This is a genomic window from Vibrio sp. S9_S30, assembly GCF_014694455.1.
Taxonomy (GTDB): Bacteria; Pseudomonadota; Gammaproteobacteria; order Enterobacterales; family Vibrionaceae; genus Vibrio.
This window is the reverse complement of sequence record NZ_JAAUWT010000011.1, coordinates 70,170-91,023: the sequence shown is the minus strand read 5'-3', so window position 1 is coordinate 91,023 and position 20,854 is coordinate 70,170. Positions and strand designations below refer to the sequence as shown.

Annotated in this window: 17 protein-coding genes; 8 read left to right on the top strand and 9 right to left on the bottom strand. The window is 43.6% G+C overall.

The genetic code is table 11. From position 1 onward, the window contains the following. The first annotated feature begins 30 nt into the window (after window positions 1-30). Complete coding sequence (locus HC752_RS14280; RefSeq protein WP_342029482.1) at window positions 31-405, top strand: DUF1294 domain-containing protein; 375 nt, start codon at window positions 31-33, stop codon at window positions 403-405. Here HC752_RS14280 and HC752_RS14275 read toward each other — a convergent pair. After that, complete coding sequence (locus HC752_RS14275; protein WP_190335844.1) at window positions 310-1,245, bottom strand: helix-turn-helix domain-containing protein; 936 nt, start codon at window positions 1,243-1,245, stop codon at window positions 310-312. The genes HC752_RS14280 and HC752_RS14275 overlap by 96 nt on opposite strands. Window positions 1,246-1,412: 167 nt before the next feature. On the opposite strand from HC752_RS14275, the gene HC752_RS14270 reads away from it, so the two are divergent. Next, window positions 1,413-2,369 (top strand): NAD(P)-dependent alcohol dehydrogenase, encoded by a 957-nt coding sequence (locus HC752_RS14270; RefSeq protein WP_190335843.1) that lies wholly within the window; start codon window positions 1,413-1,415, stop codon window positions 2,367-2,369. Window positions 2,370-2,483: 114 nt separating this feature from the next. On the opposite strand, the gene HC752_RS14265 is transcribed toward HC752_RS14270, so the two are convergent. The 4 genes from HC752_RS14265 to HC752_RS14250 form a co-directional block, all read right to left on the bottom strand. After that, complete coding sequence (locus HC752_RS14265; protein WP_190335842.1) at window positions 2,484-4,595, bottom strand: type I secretion system permease/ATPase; 2,112 nt, start codon at window positions 4,593-4,595, stop codon at window positions 2,484-2,486. A gap of 19 nt (window positions 4,596-4,614) precedes the next feature. Beyond that, on the bottom strand, window positions 4,615-6,525 hold the full coding sequence (locus HC752_RS14260; RefSeq protein WP_190335841.1) for a bifunctional diguanylate cyclase/phosphodiesterase: 1,911 nt from the start codon (window positions 6,523-6,525) through the stop codon (window positions 4,615-4,617). 5 nt (window positions 6,526-6,530) lie between these two features. Continuing rightward, window positions 6,531-7,211, bottom strand: coding sequence for a transglutaminase-like cysteine peptidase (locus HC752_RS14255; RefSeq protein WP_190335840.1), 681 nt, complete (start codon window positions 7,209-7,211; stop codon window positions 6,531-6,533). Between the two features lie 105 nt (window positions 7,212-7,316). Beyond that, window positions 7,317-8,708 carry an HlyD family type I secretion periplasmic adaptor subunit gene (locus HC752_RS14250; protein ID WP_190335839.1) on the bottom strand — a complete coding sequence of 464 codons (1,392 nt, stop codon included), beginning with the start codon at window positions 8,706-8,708 and terminating at the stop codon, window positions 7,317-7,319. Window positions 8,709-9,001: 293 nt separating this feature from the next. On the opposite strand from HC752_RS14250, the gene pdxH reads away from it, so the two are divergent. Continuing rightward, the gene (pdxH, locus tag HC752_RS14245) at window positions 9,002-9,637 is read left to right on the top strand and encodes a pyridoxamine 5'-phosphate oxidase (RefSeq protein WP_190335838.1); all 636 of its coding nucleotides are present in this window, start codon (window positions 9,002-9,004) and stop codon (window positions 9,635-9,637) included. A 92-nt stretch (window positions 9,638-9,729) separates the two neighbouring features. On the opposite strand, the gene HC752_RS14240 is transcribed toward pdxH, so the two are convergent. Both HC752_RS14240 and HC752_RS14235 read right to left on the bottom strand, forming a co-directional pair. Beyond that, window positions 9,730-10,491: a heparin lyase I family protein gene (locus HC752_RS14240; RefSeq protein ID WP_190335837.1), complete on the bottom strand. Its 762-nt coding sequence runs from the start codon at window positions 10,489-10,491 to the stop codon at window positions 9,730-9,732. Window positions 10,492-11,559: 1,068 nt separating this feature from the next. After that, window positions 11,560-12,264, bottom strand: coding sequence for a helix-turn-helix transcriptional regulator (locus HC752_RS14235; protein WP_342029481.1), 705 nt, complete (start codon window positions 12,262-12,264; stop codon window positions 11,560-11,562). A gap of 459 nt (window positions 12,265-12,723) precedes the next feature. Between HC752_RS14235 and HC752_RS14230 the strand changes: the two genes are divergently transcribed. From HC752_RS14230 to HC752_RS14215, 4 genes are read left to right on the top strand one after another with little or no spacing between them, the layout of a single operon-like run. Then, complete coding sequence (locus HC752_RS14230; protein ID WP_190335836.1) at window positions 12,724-13,605, top strand: metal ABC transporter substrate-binding protein; 882 nt, start codon at window positions 12,724-12,726, stop codon at window positions 13,603-13,605. After that, window positions 13,602-14,501 (top strand): metal ABC transporter ATP-binding protein, encoded by a 900-nt coding sequence (locus HC752_RS14225; RefSeq protein WP_190335835.1) that lies wholly within the window; start codon window positions 13,602-13,604, stop codon window positions 14,499-14,501. Before HC752_RS14230 ends, HC752_RS14225 begins: the two co-directional genes overlap by 4 nt. Then, window positions 14,501-15,379, top strand: a complete 879-nt coding sequence (locus HC752_RS14220; RefSeq protein ID WP_190335834.1) for a metal ABC transporter permease — start codon at window positions 14,501-14,503, stop codon at window positions 15,377-15,379. Before HC752_RS14225 ends, HC752_RS14220 begins: the two co-directional genes overlap by 1 nt. Then, complete coding sequence (locus HC752_RS14215; protein WP_190335833.1) at window positions 15,379-16,248, top strand: metal ABC transporter permease; 870 nt, start codon at window positions 15,379-15,381, stop codon at window positions 16,246-16,248. Before HC752_RS14220 ends, HC752_RS14215 begins: the two co-directional genes overlap by 1 nt. Before the next feature lie 101 nt (window positions 16,249-16,349). Here HC752_RS14215 and HC752_RS14210 read toward each other — a convergent pair whose 3' ends face one another. Next, the gene (locus tag HC752_RS14210) at window positions 16,350-18,173 is read right to left on the bottom strand and encodes an SUMF1/EgtB/PvdO family nonheme iron enzyme (RefSeq protein WP_190335832.1); all 1,824 of its coding nucleotides are present in this window, start codon (window positions 18,171-18,173) and stop codon (window positions 16,350-16,352) included. Between the two features lie 130 nt (window positions 18,174-18,303). Continuing rightward, window positions 18,304-19,407: a PEGA domain-containing protein gene (locus HC752_RS14205; RefSeq protein WP_190335831.1), complete on the bottom strand. Its 1,104-nt coding sequence runs from the start codon at window positions 19,405-19,407 to the stop codon at window positions 18,304-18,306. Window positions 19,408-19,824: 417 nt separating this feature from the next. Here HC752_RS14205 and HC752_RS14200 point away from each other — a divergent pair, with 417 nt between their 5' ends. Beyond that, window positions 19,825-20,619: an AraC family transcriptional regulator gene (locus HC752_RS14200; protein WP_190335830.1), complete on the top strand. Its 795-nt coding sequence runs from the start codon at window positions 19,825-19,827 to the stop codon at window positions 20,617-20,619. Window positions 20,620-20,854 lie beyond the last annotated feature (235 nt).

Here is a 20,854-nt window from a genome sequence, read left to right as displayed (position 1 = left end):
TTACTTTCCTTATAAAGATGAGGGGATGTCATGAAGTTGTCCGTCTTCTACTGGTTATTCTTATTTATTTTTCTCTTTTATAGCCATTTTCCAATGTATTGGTTGTTTGTATCACAGCTTTTGAGTTTATTAACGCTCTTTGTCTATTGGTGGGACAAACGGCAAGCGTTCAAAGGGAATTGGCGAGTGAAAGAAGCCACCTTGCACGGTTTGGCTTTGTTTGGTGGTTGGCCTGGTGCACTGATTGGCAGAGAAGTGTTTCGCCATAAGACACAAAAGCGGCCATTTTATCTCATCCTCTATGCCATATCAGGGCTGCATTGTGTGCTGACGGTTCTCTTTCTTTACATTGCTCTGGACTTTGGGGCGAATGGGGATAATGTACTTGGATTTCATTTCAGGTAACGTGAAGTTTTTCAGGTTTTCAAACAGTTCGTAATCTTGCCCTGTACCGCGTTCGAACGCCGAATTAGGCAGCCAGTACCCATAAATGTAATCCATGGTTTTTCCAACAGAATCTTCACTGACCTCCTCGACGTCAAAAACGGCAATATCTTGCTCAGGGAGTCGATGAGTTTTCATGCCGCTAGGGATGCCTTGTAGGTCGGAGACTTCCATTGCTGAAAGGTAAGTCACCTCCTCTTCAGCGAAGGTACCAGAGGCACTGATGGTCAGCCCGTAGTAGGTGTCGTCTTTTGCATGCTGGATTTCGTCTTGTCTTTCCAATAATTGCATCCAAGGTTCTTCGAGCAAATCGCAAAAGCTCTCTTCAAACATAAATGGAGAAGGGATCGTGGTTTCAAAGCCGACGAGCAGTAACTCTGGCTGATGGACAATCTTTGGCTCAAGCTTCATACCGTCCCTAAGGTGAGAAAAGAGCGATGGGGTAAGTACGGGCTTTTCTTTCAGGTTTACAGCTAGGCTTTGAAGGCGGAATTGCTTAGGCGTGATGGCAAAATAGTGCTTGAATGAACGTGTAAACGCTTCGTGAGAGCTAAAGCCAACATTCAGTGCAATGTCAATAATGCCCAGTTCGGTATGAATCAGTTGGCGTGCGGCTTGTGTCAGCCTTCTTCCGCGAATGTACCCGCCTAACGTATCGCCAATTAACCCTTTAAACATACGCTGAAAGTGCCACGGTGACATACCAAAGCGCTTCGCCAACAGAGCGATGTCGATGTCTTCATCCAAGTGGGATTCGATGTGTTCAACCAAATCTTGAAGCTGCGAGACCAAATGAGCCATGTTGTCCTTCCAAAGTGATTTGAGCTAAGTAGCGATTTGAGTTAAATCGCGATTCGCGCTAAATGGGTATTTCATTTAAAAAATAACCAGTACCGCACAAACTATCAAGTTATGGTTTCTGTGCCGCTTTAAAGTGAAGGGAAGTGAATCAGCTCGGAAGATAAAGAATGAAAGCGATGGTATATGAGCGTTATGGGAATGCCGACGTTTTGCAGGTAAAGACGTTGGATATTCCAGTCATCGACAAACAGCAGATTTTGATTAAAGTACGGGCAACAACGGTGTCCTCTGCCGATGTTCGTATGCGAAAAGCCGATCCATGGGTTGTGCGTTTGTTTAATGGGCTATTCATACCTAAGAAACAAGTACTCGGGACTGAGTTTTCAGGGGAGATAGCATCTGTCGGAGAATCGGTTACTCAATTTAAGGTTGGAGATCGCGTTTTTGGTGGTACGGGAACCGAAATGGGGGCGCATGCGGAGTATTTGGTGCTTGATGAAACTGCAGCCGTAACGCATATGCCACGCAGTTTAACGTTTGAACAAGCGGCTTCCATCCCTTTTGGTGCGACAGCTTCTTGGTATTTTTTGCATCATCGGACGTCAATACGCCCAAACTTGCGAATACTTATCAACGGTGCGGGTGGCGCACTGGGTAGTTACGGTATTCAGATTGCGGTAAACAAAGGCATGGAAGTGACCGCCGTCTGCCAAATCGCAAAGAAAGCACTTGTGCAATCCCTCGGTGCTCATCATGTGTGGGATTACACAGAAAAGGCGGTTGAAGATCGAACCGGAGAGTTCGACATTATTTATGACACGATTGGTCATCTAAACTATTCAGCGTGCCAGCATCTGCTGACTAAAGAGGGTGTTTGGCTGGCTGCATCGGCTGGTCTTGCCGACTTTTATCGTATGCTGACTACTCGAATTTGGGGGCGAAGAAAAGTGGTGTGTGGTTTAGCCATCGAAACTCAGATCGATATGAATCACATAAGAACGCTGATTGATACCAGTGAATTAAAACCCGTCATTGATTCGATTTATGAATTCGACAAATTGGCGGAAGCCCACCGTCGTGTGGAAGAAGGGCACAAGGCTGGGAGTGTCGTTGTAAGATTGTAAGACGCGCTCGGTTGCACGAGAGGGTCTGGTTGCCGAGGGCAATAAAAAGCCCTCTTAGTTTGAGAGGGCATCCATTACAAATTGATCTTGATGTGTCCGTATCAAAGAGAATGATTAGGAGACTCTAATGCGCCCTCGTTTCAAGTTGTTGAGGACTTGTTCTTTTGGTCCGTCGGCGACCACTGCGCCTTTCTCCATGACAATCACACGGTCTACGACATCAAGCATGGAGGTCTTATGCGTAATCAAAATCAGTGTTTCACTTTTCTTCAAGCTGGTGAGCTGATGTTTGATGTGCATTTCTGAGCGGTTATCCATGGAGCTGGTCGGTTCATCCATCAGTAGAACCGGAGGTCGACCTAGGAACGCTCGCGATATGGCAACGGACTGACGTTGACCGCCAGACAGTAAAAGCCCCCCTTCACCCACCTGCCTTTCAAGCCCTGCGGGATCTTGTTGAGTAAATACCGTCACGCCACCGCGGTTTGCGGCATCCAATACCTCTCTGTCATCCACTAAAGGTTGACCAAGCGTAATGTTGTCTCGAATCGAGCCAAAGAACAGGGTGATATCTTGCGGTACACAACCAATATTTCGGCGTACATCTGCGTGGTGCAGCTGAGCAATGTCCGTATCGTCGATTCGGACATTGCCTTCATTGGGTTGATAAAGCCCCATGATGAGACGTTCTATCGTCGTTTTCCCTGAACCAATTCGGCCAATGATCGCCACTTTCTCACCTGGGTTGATACAAATGCTCACGTCTCGTACCGAGGCGAGTTCGGAACCTGGGTAGTGAAAGGTCACGCGATCAAGTTCGATTTTGCCTTGAATGATTGGGCGATGGATATAACGTTTGCCTTCTTCTTGTTCGTCTGGCATCGACATCACTTGTTCGATGATAGACATGGAAGATTTTGCTTGGTTGTATCGGGTAGAAAGCAGCGACAGTTGCACCAGAGGACCGACGGCGCGACCACTCAGCATCGTGGCGGCGATTAAGCCCCCCATACTCAGTTCACCTTCTGCAATCAGGTATACACCCACAATGATCATACCAATATTTGCTGTTTGCTGGATAAAGCCCGCCGCGTTTTGAATCGAGTCGGTAATGCGGCGGCTCTTGATGTTCCAGTTCGACATATGCGCTACCGCTTCCTCCCAGCGATATTGGAATTGGCTTTGCGCACCGAAGACTTTTACCGTCTCAAGACCAGCAAGGCTTTCAATCAGGTTGGCGTATTTTTGAGAAGCCAGACGTGAACCTTCTTCGATGCTTTTTCTCAAAGGACCTTGGATAAGCATTGCATGAATGATCAGAATCAGGATGCCAACAATAGGGACGATCACGAGATTACCGGCCACTAACCAAATGACCACCAGAAACAGAATCGCAAAGGGGAGATCTATCAATGAAGAGACCGTCGCAGAGGTAAAGAACTCTCTGATCGATTCAAATTCTTGTAGGTGCCTTGCAAATGCGCCGACGGAGGCTGGGCGGGATTCCATTCGAATGCCCATGACTTTGCTGAATAATTTCGATGAAATGAGAACATCGGATTTCTTACCCGCAACATCAATGAAGTAACTCCGTAGCGACTTAAGGAGGAAGTCAAAAAGGAAAACGAGAAAAATACCAGACGCCAACACCCATAGGGATTCAAACGCGAGATTGGGCACCACTTTGTCGTACACTAAGCGAGTAAACATCGGTGCCGCAATGGCAAAGAGATTGATAAGAATGGAAGCAATCAATACGTCACGGTAAATGTGTTTGGATTCGAGCAAGGTGCTCCAAAACCAATGACCGTCACGTGGTTTTAGTACTTCTGGAGAGCGTTCATCGTAGCGAAATTGTTTCTTAACCAGAAAGTAGCGCCCCGTATAAAGCTGTTTCAATTCCTCGAGGGGCAGCGATATTGGCATAAAGTGGGAGTCAGATGTCACCACTTCCGCTTCTTGTGTCTCTCGGTTTATGCTAACCAGTACACAAGCCTCCCCCCCCTTGAGAAGCAATATTGCTGGCAGAATCAGTTCCGGTATCCTTTCAAATTCGGTGTGATTTTCACGAGCGACTAAGCCCGCTCTTTCAGCAGAGCGTGGAAATAAGTATGGCGTTAGCTTACCGTCTGCTAACGGTAAACCACTTACGAGTGCTTCAGGTGAATTCGACATGCCATAATAGCGGCTAATGTACACCAGCGAGTTCAACAACGGATCTTGCATTCTTGATAGACCTTAAAACTTATTTATCAACAATGAAGCCTTGGAATGCTTCAATAAAGTGCTCAGAAAGAAAATCCAGCTGTGCTTGTGTTTCAACACGCGACGCGATGGTTTTTATGCCAAGGTTATGCGCAGTTCGTGAGATTGAAGTGAGCGTATACTTCTGCTTTTCATCATCAATTTGGTGGGTGTACAGGTAATCCAGCTTAACGTAAGCCGGCCTAAATTCATTGATGTACTCCAAAGAGTGGAAATGACGACCGTAATTATCCACACCAAAATCCGCCCCAGCACTACGAATCGCATGACAAATCAAAGCGGTGTGGTGCTGGTGGTTGATGAAGCAAGACTCAGGGATCTCAAAATGCAGTTTGCTTGCCAGCGCACTGCTCTTAGTCAGTGTTTGGGTAAGCCAACGAATAAAGCTTGGTTCTGTGACACTGCTGATGGTTAAGTTAATCGCTAAGGTATCCGTGATTTCTTGGCTGCGAAGCTTATCTAGCATGGTGACGATAACGAATTGGTCAAAGATATGTCCCGCATTTAATTGTTCCAACGCAAACAGATATTGGTTGGCGGTAAAGCGTTCACCGTTTTTCTCAATCGCGGAGAAAACCTCACGGTGATATGTCGCACCCGTTGTGGTGCTTGCATTCTGTAGCTTAAACTCCACCCATTGGTTGCTGATGGCTTCTTCAACCAAAGTACGCCATTGCTGTTTTCCGAGAAGGACATGGTTTTGTTCATCAGTAACGAAACCGTAGGTTTTCTCTGGATGAGCGTGTGCTTTTGATAGGGCGTTATCAACTAAAGACAGAATCTCAGTCGTATTCTTTTGGTTTTCGTTATACACCACGCCTAAGAAAGCGGCGGATGGTGCGGTACCAGTCGGATCTGGGCGGATATCTTGGGTGTAATTCATGATGCTTTCCGACACCATGCGCAGTTCACTTTCTTCTAAGTTAGGCAGAATAAAGCCAAACTCGGCTGTATTAATACGTGCAATGGTGACATTGGGATACGATGTTGTTGCTCTAAGCAAGTCAGCCAACTCTTTCACTAGGTTGTCGCCAATTTCGTAGCCTTCGTCATCGTAGGCTTCTTTTATAAAGGTGGCTTGCAATATGGCGACCCCGCCAATCGCAGATTCACTTAGCCATGTGTTTAGCTGACCAATGAAGAATGAACGGTTACCCAGTTGCGATACCGGATCCATGTACGCTCTTTCTCGTAATTGTTGTGCCTCTCTCGCTTGCGCTTTAAAGCTTTTTTCGACTTGAGCTGACATCGTATTAATGCCATCGACAACGGCAATCAAATCCCGAGTTCGTGGGCGTTCAAGTGGTTCACCAAAGTTGTTGTTGGCGACTTCTTGCATTTTATGAATGATAAGCGTAAGTGGAGTGAGTGCCCGTCTTACCACCGCAGAAATCACCACCGCACCAATGATGAAGATTCCTGTAAAGAGTGTGACTAAGCTAGTGAGTGCTTGCCAAAGTTGGAAGTAGGCATCGCCAGGGTGGCTGATGATTTCTACTTCGGCCAGTTGGAGCCATCCACTGGTAACGACGCGGCGATCATGAATTGTCCTAAACAAATCTAAATTAGTGAACCACCCTGGAACGTTGTGATTTTTAATAGGGTAGGTTCGAACGATTTCCTTGTCGTTACTAAGGAAGATGAGCCTGACTGCTGAATATGAGCTGCCATCAAACAAGGCATTGATGACGGACTCCACAGCCACTTCATCCTGATTTTCAAGATAAGGTGCTAACGCGAGCCCGACGGTGTTGATGGTATTGTTCACCTCAGAGCGTTGTGCTTGCTCCAAGAAATTACGCGTGGTGTTAAACTCAATCGCAAAGACTGAGGTTATTAACAGTAGAAATACTGCCAACATCCAAGCGACTAGCTGTCTATATAGGGTCATGGTGCTTACTCATCATAATTAACAATGGGTTTATTTAATTTCAATTTTTGTTCGCGTGAGCGTAAGTCGTTCCATAAGCTCAAGCGAGAGGATTTTCCTGCTAACTTACCACTGGCTTTTTCTTTCATTAACCATAGATTTTTACCGTTAAAACTGTAAATAGGTAGTAAGTCTTTGCGCTTCGATGCTGGCTTAATGTCTGGAATGAGGTTGTCCAAAATCAAAGGCTGTGAACTTGGTGTTTGGTAATACGCTAAAACCATGTGAAATTGATTTAATTCAATCGCTTTAACGTACACTAAGCGCAGCTTCTTATCTGGGACTCCAAGCTCAATCAATGAGAAATACTTCGCAATTGTGAAATCTTCACAGTCACCAGCTGCACTTCCTAAAAATTCTAGAGGGGTAGCCCAATAGTCTTTTTTCCCCCACAACTTGATATCGTCGACAAAATACAACTGGTTGAAGAACTTATTGACGGCGCCAAGTTGATCTTTTTCTTTCAAACTGTGGAAATCGGCAATGCCATTACGCCAAGCGATAACGCGTTGCGCTGCGCGTTCACCGTATGTGTTTCGAACAGCGTCTACCCAGCCCTGCTCTTTCGTATTGAGAGCGACTGAGGTGAAGGGAAGTGACAACAGGCACGTTAATAATGCGCCTGCTTTTATTCGGTTAATCGCCATCAACAATCAAGACGGTTCACTGGGTTTGTGAGGCAATGCCACGGACCAAGTAGTCGATAAATAACAAATGTTTTCTCCAAATCGTTATTCAATGTATACCCCCATTTATTCTCGTAAGGCTGTTTGTTGGGCGCGTGAGATAGGTTTCAATAGATAGTCCAGAACAGAACGTTTTCCGGTAATGATATCGACCGATGTCGTCATTCCAGGAATGATTGGCAGCTGTTCTGAATGGCCAAATCTGTCTTGCCGAGTGCGCACGCGGACAAGGTAAAAGCTGTTGCCCTCTTCGTCTTGGATGGTGTCGGCACTGATGTGTTCCAAGATGCCTTCCAGCCCACCGTATCGAGTAAAATCATAAGCACTGAATTTAACGATAGCAGGTAGACCCGGTCTTAAAAAGGCAATATCTTGCGGGGCAATTTTGGCTTCAACCAGTAGAGTATCCTCGGTCGGTACAATTTCCACTAAATCCATCCCAGGTTGAATCACGCCGCCTACGGTATTGGTGTACATTTTTTTAATTGTGCCAGTCACGGGAGACACGACAATGGTGCGATTGACTCTGTCTTCAAGTCCGACCGTGGATTCTGTTAACGAAGATAATTTATCCTGCGCTTGGTTGAGCTTTTCTTGTTGCTCAGAACGAAATTTCAGGGCGGCATCTATTCTGCTTAAGATTGCTTCTCGGATGGCAGATGTGAGCACTGGCACTTTGAGCTCAGTCGACATGAGTTCTCGCCCCGTATCGTTGAGTTGGCGTTCTAATTTTAGTAATTCGATTCGAGGGACGATGCCTTCTGTCGCCAATGGCTTGGTAATATCGAGTTCTTTTTTAGCGAAGTCGTAACTTCGTTGTAGGTTGGTTATTCGGGCTTTGATTTCGACAAGATCTTGAAGCTTTTGTTTTACTTGCTGATCGAGTACGGAGACTTGGTTTTTTAAGTTGTTGAGATCTTGTCGATATTCCGCAAATTGGCGCGCGACCAATTGAGGATCATTTTCAGCCAGTGGTTCTGGGAAGATCAGCTTATCGTTTTCTATCACAACACTGTCTTGCCAGTTTTCCAGATCCAGATCGTCTCGGACTTTTATGCTCGAGATGGATGCAGATAATTGCAACACGTTGGCGGTAAGGTTGGTGACTTGTTGCTCTCTTTCACGAAAATCAGAACGAAACCTCGTGTCATCAATCAGAAGAAGTTGTTGCCCTTTTTCGACCATTTCACCTTCGCGAACTAAGATTTTCTTAACCAATCCCCCTTCAAGGTTTTGAACCACTTGTAGCTGTGAAGAAGGGATAACCTTGCCTTGACCTACTGTCACCTTATCAATTTTCGCCCAAGCAGCCCACCCAATGGCAATAACGAAAAACAGCACGATCCCCCAAAGAAGAATTCTAGCACTACTTGGTGTATTCAGAAGTAAAGCGGCTGTTTTATCATCTACGTAGTCCAGCTCTCTTGAGTCTAGTTTTCTCAGGCTCTTGGTGTCCATGTATTTCCCTTGCAACCAATCAGGCGGTTTAACAAAAACTTGTGTGTTTCATCTTGAAGCAATTTTCGTACTAACGCTTGTGAATCTTTAGATTTGATGAGTAAATTGTTAACTTGTTCATTTAATTATACCTCAACTAAATACATTCACATATCAAGGTGGCAGTGAGTCGCCTCAACGTGCTTGTTTTTAGATTCGATGAAGGCATATGGCGGCGAGGAAAACCGGACGAAAAAGGGCTTGAGTTCCCCTATCCTTAGGCGCAAAATCATCGGAAACCAGAAGGAGTCGAAATGGAACTTTCAGATATTCGCCGTGAATACACAAAAGACGGCTTAAGGCGTCGAGATTTGAAATCGGATCCGATTGATCAATTTAATGTGTGGCTTCAGCAAGCGGTAGATGCCAAATTGACCGATCCGACGGCGATGACCGTTGCGACTGTTGATGAAAATGGCATGCCCTTTCAAAGAATTGTGCTACTAAAAAATGTCGATAAAGAGGGGTTCGTCTTTTATACCAATTTAGGTAGCCGTAAGGCCCGCCAGCTCGATAATCACAGTAAGATTAGCCTTCATTTCCCTTGGCACCCACTAGAAAGACAAGTGCATATTACTGGTGTCGCGCAAAAGCTGACGGCTATGGAGAACATGAAGTATTTCAGTTCTCGGCCTAAAGAGAGCCAAATTGCGGCGATTGCCAGTCGACAAAGTAGCCGATTGTCAGCGCGCAGTATGCTCATCAGTAAATATATGGAATTAAAAAAGCAGTTTGAGGACGGAGAAATTCCGGTTCCGACGTTCTGGGGGGGCTTTCGGGTGAAGCCTGAAAGCATGGAATTTTGGCAAGGTGGTGAGCATCGTCTTCATGATCGCTTCTTATTTTCGCGCGATGATGAAGGGTGGTCGATAGATCGATTAGCGCCATAATGTAGTGCAATATACTCAAGTTCATTTGGCGCATAAAACTAAAATAAAACGCCGCACTGATACGAGTGCGGCGTTTTATTTTTCTTGTTCTTTTAGTTTGCGAGTTCGTGGTAACGAATGTTTTTAATACTCAATTCAATTTCTTCATCGTCCGTTTCCCAAGATGTCGGTTTGTAGATACCGAATTTGATGTAAGGCTTTTTAATATCATTGTAGGTATTTGGTCCACATACATCGGATAATATTTCATCGTTCATTTTCACTGTTAAGCACGCATCTTTGTTATGTGAAAGCTCACCGCTGATTTCAATGTTATACCAAGTATTTGGTTCGTAGTGATAGTCGCTAAATATTGTTCTGTATTGAATAGAGTTACCTTTTGCACCACATGACCCATTCTTTGTTACTGAGATTGGATTCTCATCCCAACGGTTGAACATTCTTAGCGTACCATTTACCGACTCAAGAGCCATGATTGGACAGCGCCAAGCTTCACCCTGATCGGGTATTGAATGGAGCTGGAAGTAGCTATGCCATTGGTTGTACTGGGCAAAGTTGTCGTTTGTTTTGAAATCAAAAGAAAACGTAAAAGGGGTATCGCGCTTAACAATATCCTTTATTGCAAATTCACAACGTTTTCGATGCGGGTTTTTATTCATTTTTAGTTTTATAATGTCATCAGCTCTGGTTAAATTGACTGACAATAAATCGAAATGACATTCGATATGCACTTTCTCATTGGGTGTTTTTAGCCCCCCAAGATCAAGTTGTTCGTATACTGTTCTCCACATATTTGCCGCTTGCACACTTACCGAAAATACGCTTCCAATTAATAATAAAGTTAAAGTTTTCATCGTTATTCACCTACTCATAAAAAAAGAAATAAATAAAACTTTTAAATGATTGCCACGCAAGTAGCCTCATTATTCCTAGATAAGAAATAATATTTTAATAGATAAGGCAGATCTCTAGTGTTAAAACTCTGTTGTTTTATAAAATCAAGCCAATAATATTAACGAGTTAGTATTGTTTGATTTGACTAATATCTATCTTCAAGCGTTCATATGTTGCGTTAGCAATCCAGTTGTTAATTATCTCTTAAAAATCAATATATTAAGTTCGGAGTTCCTTTCTCGAACCTCTCCTGTCCATAACGAGAATATTAAAGTTTATTTTTGGGTAAAAAAATTCCTATAAAGCTCATAATAATATTTGTACAAAATCAAAAACAAAGATTTGATCTTCATTCCATAAAACACTTTAATATTGAAAATCAAATCTATCATATAACTATTGATAATATGGGTTTTTAATTTAACTGTATGATATTAATTAATTTTTAATGGGATTCTTATCTGTTTAACATGGAAAGGTTAAAGTACGTTATGTGACCAATCTTATGAGTTTTCGTGAATGAATAGTAAATCTTATTGTTTCTTAATTAGCTTACATAATGGGTTGGTTATGATGTTTAATAGATAGTTAGGTGCGTTTTTTAAACTTCAACCCTTGAGTGTAAAAAAATATTACATTTGAGTGTTTTTAACAAAGCAAGTTGCCAATTACCCATTGTAAATCAATTAAACCATTGAATTGTGCTTAGGTTTTTTTGTGTTCTTGTAAATATTTGTTAAGTAAGAAAACAGTGAGTTTAGGTAGCTTGAGCTAATCATATAGGGAAGCGAGCTTTTAGAGGTGTTATTTTAGAATGTGTAGGTTTGTTTACATTTTTAATACAACGAACGCTATATGTTTCCTTAAAAGCTCTGTTTATTTAGTGGATGACGCTTTATAACAAGTATTATTTAGTTAGCCAATTATTATTTAATTAACTATTCATAGTGCGAATGGAATATTCTGTGTTTTATGTATTGGCTAATATATGACTTACCAAGAAGGGAGGAGTTTCGTACAATCTTCTGCTATTTGCTTCGGCTAAGAACTACGGATATCTGTGTATTCAATAGGCTTTCAGGAATCACAGAGCCAAACCCTTCATCCAAAGCTAGGTCTATAAGCTCGCTTTTGGTTCTAGCACCAAATTTGTTTCTTAGTCGAGCGACGTGTCCTTCTACTGTCTTTACCGAAATGTTCATCGCGTTAGCAATGAATTGCGGTTTCTTTCCGTATAACAAGAAGAAAAGGACCTGAGACTCTCGCTGGTTAATTTTTTTTGGTGTGCTGCAAATGGTACTGATGTAAACATCCCGTTTAAGGTTTTGTCCTGTGGTGCGGCAAATCCAATGCCCAATGTCCAGAATGGCTGTCGCTTCAAGTTCTTGACCGTGGAAAATAACGCCTTGGACTTCTCCTTTGTCGTCTATCCATGGAGATTTAGTAAAGATGTGAGCCCGCCATTTTCCGTCAGGGTAGGGGTGAATATCTAAGATCTTTAAGGTCTGTCGAGTATCCATTACGTGTTTGTCCTGTCGCTGAAAGTCGAGGGCACAGATCGCGGATGGGCAAGGAATTTCAAAGTCCGACAGCCCAATACACTCAGAGTAGCTGTTTAATCCTACAAGCTGGCTGAACGATTCACTGGCGTATACGTAGGTAGAATTTGTATCTTTGCAGCCCCAGCAACCCGGAAATTGATTGAGAATAGACAATAGAGTTGAGTTAGGCACGGATATTTGCTCTGTTTAAGTGCGCCACTTGTTAATAATCATATCAGTCTCAAAATGGAGATTACAGTTTATGTTAACTATTCAAGCGGGCTTGTTAAAAAAAAGCCAGCTTGAGGGAGCTGGCAAAATACAAGATACATCTTGTCGACGTGTAGAAGAGGTTATGATCAGCTTCAGGGTCTAAGCAGTCATAACTGGTATCAATAGGATACCGAGAGTTATATACACTGGACTGTACCTAACTCTATGACACTTAAGATAAATCAGTATTTTTTTCCTTAAAAGGGGGGAATTCCCCCCTTTTAAGGAAAAAACGGTCTAAATACGATAAATATCGTATTATTGTTCACCTGAAGCACGTAATTAGGGGATACTCACATTTTAAATACTTGTGTTTTTGTTGAAGTGATAATGGTTATCATTTACGATTGCATCATCTAATGGATTCAGGATGAAAAAATGAAGAAAATTTTAACCCAGTTAGGGTTGTGTAGCCTTTTACTTGTACCAGGAATAGCGACTGCTAATTTCAAAGTTGTTACTACGTTTACCATCATTCAGGATATGGCGCAGAACGTAGCTGGTGAGGCTGCTGAAGTTGTTTCTATTATCAAGCCTGGAGCAGAAATTCATGACTATCAGCCAACGCCGAAAGACATCGTAAAAGCACAATCGGCTGACTTGGTTATGTGGAACGGAATGAATCTTGAGCGCTGGTTCGAGCGTTTTTTTGGCAACATTGAAGGTGTTCCATCTGTGACGTTAACAGAAGGCATTACACCGCTTTCCATTTACGATGGTCCTTATCAGGGAAAACCCAATCCTCATGCATGGATGTCTACAAGCAATGCCCTTGTCTATATTGAAAACATCCGCAAAGCGCTGGTAAAACATGATCCAGCGAATGCTTCGACCTATAATAGTAATGCTGCGGCGTATTCTGAGAAGGTTAAGAATCTCGATGCGCCGATTCGCCAGCAATTAAGTACGATCCCTGAGGACAAACGTTGGTTAGTCACCAGCGAGGGTGCATTCAGTTACTTAGCGAATGATTATGGTTTAAAAGAAGCGTACTTATGGCCAATCAATGCTGATCAGCAAGGTACGCCAAAGCAAGTTAAATCACTGATCGACAAGGTTCGTGAAAACCAAATCCCGGTAGTGTTTAGTGAAAGTACTATTTCGGACAAACCTGCAAAACAGGTTGTAAGAGAAACCGATGCGAAATATGGTGGCGTGCTATACGTTGATTCTCTGTCTACTCAAAATGGTCCCGTCCCTACCTATCTAGATTTACTGAAAGTAACAACACAAACTGTCGTGGATGGATTTGGATTATGAGTTCGTTGTCGGCCAGCTTAGAAGTAACCAACGTTGGTGTGACATACAACAACGGCTTCACAGCGATTAATGACGTTAATTTCTCTCTTAGCGGGGGCACGATATGCGCCCTGGTTGGGATCAATGGTGGTGGTAAATCGACACTTTTTAAAAGTATCATGGGGCTTGTGAAGCTTTCCTCTGGTGAGATTTGTGTTTCTGGTATGACCATCCGCAAAGCACTCAAAAGTAATCTAGTCGCTTACGTACCTCAAAGTGAAGATATTGACTGGGACTTTCCCGTCCTCGTTAAAGACGTGGTTATGCAAGGTCGATTTGGTTTTATGAATTTTCTTCGTCGACCAAGTAAAACGGACAAAGAAAAAGTCGCTTCAGCCATGGAGCGTATGGGGATTAGCCAATTAGCTGACCGACAAATCGGTGAACTTTCTGGCGGTCAGAAAAAGCGTGTTTTTTTGGCAAGAGCATTGGCTCAAGAGAGTAAAACGATATTACTTGATGAACCTTTCACTGGTGTCGATTTCACTACGGAAAACGCCATTATGCAGTTGTTTCGAGAGCTTAGGGCGGAAGGGCATCTGATTTTAGTGTCCACTCATAATTTGGGTAGCATTCCAGATTACTGCAATGAAGTGGTCTTTATAAACAGAACAGTGATTGCTGCGGGCTCCTTAGATGTCACATTCACTCAGCAAAACCTCGAGGCGACATTTGGTGGGGTGCTGAAACATGTTGGCATTCCCGGTGAAGAACTGCACAACGATGCGGATCGTCGGGCGGTGACGATCATATCTGATCACGAGAAGCCCGCCGTGTTCTACGGAACTAACCGGAATGACTCGACGTTGATCAGCGAATCTCAACATCGTGATCCACAAAACCAGGCGGATCAGTAATGTTGGAATATCTATTAGAGCCGCTTAGTTACGAATACATGCTTAACGCGATATTTGCGAGTGCAATTGTTGGTGCCGTGTGCGCGTTTCTTTCGGCATTCCTTATGCTAAAAGGTTGGTCTCTTATTGGTGATGCACTTTCGCACTCTGTTGTTCCTGGTGTGGCCGGCGCTTACGCATTGGGGCTGCCTTACGCTGTTGGCGCGTTCTTCTCTGGGTTCCTCGCATCTTTGAGCATTGCTGCCCTGAAATCGCTTTCACATTTGAAAGAAGACGCCATTATAGGGTTTATTTTTACAACTTTTTTTGCAGCAGGATTGTTGCTGATTTCGCTTAATCCCACTTCCATCAATGTCCAAGCCATTATTTTTGGCAATATCCTTAGTATTAGTCCGGAAGATCTTTATCAAATTGTGACCATTTCAGTCGTGTCGCTGGTGATCTTAGGGCTGCTATGGAAGGATCTGATGCTTGTGTTTTTTGATGAGACCCAAGCCTCATCCGTTGGCTTATCTCCTGTTAAATTGAAAATCCTTTTCTTCACTCTTTTAAGCGCATGTACTGTTGCATCCTTGCAAACGGTCGGAGCGGTACTGGTTATTGCAATGGTTATCACTCCTGGCGCTACGGCGTATCTGTTGACCGACCGATTTGGCTGGCTGCTCGTTATTGCCACCACTATTGGCTTATTGAGTAGTGGGCTGGGGGCGTATATCAGCTATTTCTTGGATGGCACCACAGGTGGCATCATTGTGTTGATTCAAACCATTTTGTTCATGCTTGCCTTTTTGTTTGCGCCTAAATATGGCCTATTTTCTGATCGCATTGCTGCATTGGGTCGTCTGAGCAGTACGAGAAAAATGGCTAGGAGAGCCTGATGGAAGCGTTGATTAGTTGGCTAATTGAGCCGTTTCAATACCCGTTTATGATGCGCGCACTTTGGGCGGGTTTAGCGGTGGGCAGCGTTTGTGCCATCTTGTCGTGTTATCTGGTACTGAAAGGTTGGTCCTTGATGGGAGATGCCATCTCTCATGCTGTCTTACCTGGTATTGTAGTGGCTTATGTGATGGGGATTGCACTTCCTATCGGCGCGTTTGTTTCTGGTCTGGCTTGCGCACTGCTAACCGGTTACATAAAAGAAAACAGTCGGGTGAAAGAAGATACCGTGATGGGCATAGTCTTTTCGGGTATGTTTGCTCTGGGTTTGGTGATGTTCGCAAAGATAGAAACGGATCAGCACTTGCTACACATCTTGTTTGGCAACATGTTAGGCATTAGCGATTTCGAGTTTTGGCAAACGGTTGTAATTTCTGTCATCGTCTTTTGCGTTATGATTGCATTTCGGCATGATTTCTTACTGTACTGCTTCGATAAGAGCCATGCTCGCGTTGTAGGCCTGCCAGTAACGCTCTTACACTATGGTTTGCTCATTATGCTGGCTTTGACCATTGTTGCCACCATTCAGGCTGTGGGCGTTATTATGGTTGTAGCTATGTTGGTTTCTCCTGGTATCACGGCTTTTGTTTTAACTAAAAAGTTTACCCACATGTTGATCATCGCGCTGTTCGTTTCAATCGGTTCTACATTGGTGGGCACCTTGATCAGTTTCCACATTGATGGCGCGACGAGTGCTTGTATTGTTCTCGTTCAAGCGTTCTGCTTTATCATTGCCTTGTTGTTTGCAAAGGGTCGAATTTACCTTGGCAAGGCGAAAGCGATAGCCGTACACAAGGAATGCAGCGAATAGGTTCAAGCCAATTTGGACTTGAATGAAATGGTTCAGATATACCGAATAAAAAGGGCTTCCATTTGGAAGCCCTTTTTATTCGGTATTATGTCAAACGATTTCTAGCTTTTAGTCAGCATTCGAACGACTCGAAATCCTATGTAATTTGTCGTGGATTCTGGGGCGACTTCTAAGGATTCATACGCGGACGCTTTTGCAGGAGCGAAACTCCACGCCCCGCCTTTCGCACTGCCATATTGGTTGTTTGTCCACTCCCAGACATTACCAACCATGTCGTACAAACCAAGTGCATTTGGACGGAAAGCATTCACAGGAGAGCTGCTTACATTAGACCACTTAGTGCCCCCCCACCCCGTATTCGCTTTGCCTGTACCGAATTCATCTCCCCACCAATAGGCACTGGATGCGCCTGCACGGGCTGCAATTTCCCACTCTTGTTCGGTAGGGAGGCGGTATTGGTAGCCCGTTTTATCACTTAGCCATTGTGTATAGGCATAGGCATCGTTTCTGCTCAGACATACAACAGGGGATTGATCACTTTGTTTAAAGCCTGGTTGACGCCAATTATTACCATCAACCGCAACATCGGCATTGCTCTCTATCGTTGAGCAGGTTTTCTTTTTCTCTGCGACCGTCTTGTATCCCGTGTCATTCACAAACGCGGTAAATTGTTTAACGGTCACGGGGGTTGACGAAATAGAATAGGCCCGTTTTAGCTCGACTTGCTGAGAGCCATTTTTACCCACGTAGTATTTACCTGCCCCAACAACAATCATCTGTGGGGCAGCAGTTGGGTTGCCAATTTGATCAGCAAAGGCTTTCCCTGAGAGAGGTAGGTTTTCGTTCTCTACTAACACCGCGCGCAGGTTCCCATCTTGCTTGAGCGTCATGTCACGGCTAAATGAGCGAAACCCTTCTTTTTTAACGCTCACCGTGTGCGTCCCCGTTGGTAGCATGATGTCAACAGGCGTGGAACCGTAGCTCACACCATTAACCAGCACACTGTCGTCGTATTGATTTGAGCGAACCGTCAATGTTACCCATCTCACTTCTTTTTGTGCGCTCGATTTTTCGAGTTTCTCACTTGGGTCAAAGCAGTAGGCTGAATCAATATTAAGTAATCGACAGGCTGCGTTTAACGAAGGGCGTGATTCGATGGAAACGTCAACTTTCGCTTGATACTGACCGCCGTTCACAAACCCAGTTTTGACCAGTTGGTGGTTTACAACATGAATGTTTAAAGCCGTTTGTTGAATATGCTGCTTAACGATTTCGCTTTCTGTGGTGTTGTTAATCAATGCAGACTGAAATTGATTAACGGCTTTTTGAAGTGCTAGCCCTGTAGTTTGCTCCTTACATTGCGCCAGAGTTGCATCCTGAGCACAGTTATGAAGGTATGAGACTGTTTGGGAAGTTTGAACCGTTAATTCGTTTTGTAGCCGATCCGCGCGCAAACGAAAGTAGTTGTCTTCTAATTCTCGAAGTTCCGCATTGAGCTGTGCACTTTTGGCTTTTGAACTTGATAAGGAAATTTGATGTTCTTGAATTTGGTGCTCAACATCGAGTTGTTTCTGTTGGTTTTGCTTCAGTTTTGCCCACGCATCCTGATAAGCTTTTTGATCCGAGGCAAGGTCTAGCTCAGGCTCATCCAGCATTCGAGCATACTGTCTTTCCAATGCTTGTTTGGCTTTCAGCCTTTTTTTCTCAAGTCGGCTCTCATCCTGTTCCACCTGTAGTAACTCAGTTTGGAGCTTTCGAATGGCTGCCTGAATGTCTGCTTCTTGAGTAGCGACAGACTGGATTTCAGCCTCCTTCGAACTCATAGCCTTTGATACATTGGTGATATCCATAGCCGCAGCAAGAGCTGTTACTGATATCAGGCTCGATGAAAGAGCCAACAAAAGCGCTGGTAATCCTTGTCTCATGTTCAGTTCTAATTCGTGTTGTTTGCTTAACTAAAGCGCCATTTTGTTTCTATCAATGAGGATTGATAGGAACAAAATGGCGGTAAGAAATTACATGTTAATCGGCGATATTTCATGCCGAACTAGGGCTCTACCCATGCTTTTCAGGCCTCAGCTTAACCCAAATAGTGTCATTACCGTTAATTGTAATCTGACGGTTGTATGTTTCAAAACCTTCTTTAGAAACAGTAATCTGATGGCGACCCGCTGGCAGTACTAGCTCTACAGGAGTACTGCCATATTTTACCCCGTTTACGGTGACATCATCATTGTACTGATCGGAGCGTACCGTAATGTTCGCCCATGCCTTATCTACTTTCGACGTAGTGGCAACAGGAGAGTCGGTATAACAGTATCGGTTTGCGACCCCTAGAAGTTTACAAGGGGCATCGGCGTCAGGCTTGGCTTGAAGCTGGGCTTGCATTTTCGTTGCGTAACTGTTGTCGCCTGAGAATCCACTTTTAATAATTTGGCTATCTTGAACGTGGATATTAAGTTGCACACCTTGCAGGTTCTGCTTTACCACGTTTGCTTCAGTTAGCTGACCTATCAATCGAGACTTAAATGTATTGACGGCTTTCTGTTTGGTTAAGAGCTTACCTTGGTTTGCACAATCACGCAGGGTCATGCTTGCAGCGCACGTTGCATTGTAACTGGTTTCAAGAACGGCACTTTCTCGCAGTTCAGCTGCAAGTCTCTTTACTCGCGCTTCAACGCGGGACTCTTGTAAGTTTTGCTGTGTGGCATTTAAGTTAGCCTGTTGCTGCTTGAGTTGAGAAAGGCGCATTTCGCTTTCACTGACCAAGTGTTGTTGGCTAAGTTGTTCTTTTTGATTTTTTTTAACGGCTTCCCAAGACTCTTGGTACTGTTTTTGGAAATTGGAGAGGTCGATGTCAGGTTCTTCAACCAAACGTGTGAACTGCTTATCCAGAGCGTTTTTGGCTCGGTTTCGTTTTGCAACTAATTCCGCATACTCGCGCTGCAGTTGTTCAGTTTGTTGCTTGAGTTGAGAGTTCGTTCTGGCTTCTTCGAAGTGCTTACCATCGACAGAATCAATTTTCTCTTGATTTTGAGTGATTTTCTCATCGATAGCTGCCACTAAATCAACGCTCTGTATATCTTCAGCCTGTACAGAGGAAGGTAGCCAAATTGGGGTAAGCGCAAGAAAAAGCGCTGGGATTCGATGTTTGATCATAAGTCCCTGCATGATATTCATTTCGTAAGTAACCTTACTGCTCTAATAAGGTCATAATTTTGACTGAATTTGACTTAAATTAAGTATGAAATTTTGTATATTCAGTCTCTTCGTTACTTGAGCTAATGAGTAAAACAACTTCATCCAACTTATTGAAGTCTAATAAGTCTACTCTGTCATTGAGAATTTCACAATTTTCTTAGTTTTGATATAAAAAAATGCAATTAAAGTGGATTGAGTAAGCATTGACCGTAATTTATGTGCACTTGATCATTGTTCCGTGAAATGTAACCTTTTTTGACTCAAGTTGAAGCCTACAGGTACACTGCTCAATAGGACTAATTCAATCTTTATGATCTTGTTTCATATTGTTATACCGCCGCATTGCGCGTAAGACTATGAATTTCTGGTGTTACTATGAAAAATAATAACAGTCTTAATGATCCTAAGCCTGCTCTGGTGATGACGCTTCCCAGTGAAATGAATAATCACGATCATGAGTACACTCAAATCGTTATTGGGCTAAATGGGCAGGCAGAATTTGATGTGGCTGGAGTTAGTAACTTTATTGGTCCTGGTCAAGGCTGTGTGGTTACGGCTTCTTCACAGCATGCCTTTGGTGGAATAGGCAAGTCGGATATTCTCGTACTTAATATGCCGAGGATGAATGAATACGACCCTCTGGTATTACAAAAATTAAATGAGCTAGGAAAGAAAGATATCTATTTCCAGCTTGATGGCCAGATACAGCAATTAATTGCTATGCTTGTGGGCGAAATGCGTGACAGTCCAACGGACGAGTTATTGAGCCGAGCATGCAATGATACCGTGATTGCACTTTTACAACGTCATCTAAAATCGTTCCAAGCGATACAAAAAGACGACAGACTGGATATGGATGCAGTCGACCGCTATATCGAACAGCATCTGAGCCACAGAATCACCGTTACCCAGCTTGCAGGCAGTGTTTTTCTAGGAGAAAGTCAGTTTCATCGGCTTTTCAAAGAGCAAACGGGCGTCACTCCGCACCAATATGTACTCGGAAAGCGTGTCGACATGTCGAAAAAACTCATCGAACAAGGCAGCCTAAGTTTAGGGCATATCGCTGAACTGGCAGGGTTTTCGGGGCAAAGTACATTTACTCACACATTTTCACGTCTTCAGGGCATTTCCCCTTCTGTTTATAAAAAACGTCTTTTGAATAAGCACTGAAGCCATTCGTCCCTGTTTTCGATGTGTTTATCATCCTCACATGTTTATTATCCCCACACGCTGATAAACCTCGTGTATCGATAGACTTCCTGTATCAATCAACCTAATGCGATATTTCCGATTGGAAGACGGTGTTGGATGCGTTAAACCTATGCAAATTTGTTTGCACTATATTGCATAAACTGTCGCGAAATCCCTGTGATCATGTTTTTACTTTGTTAAAAATCCGACTTTT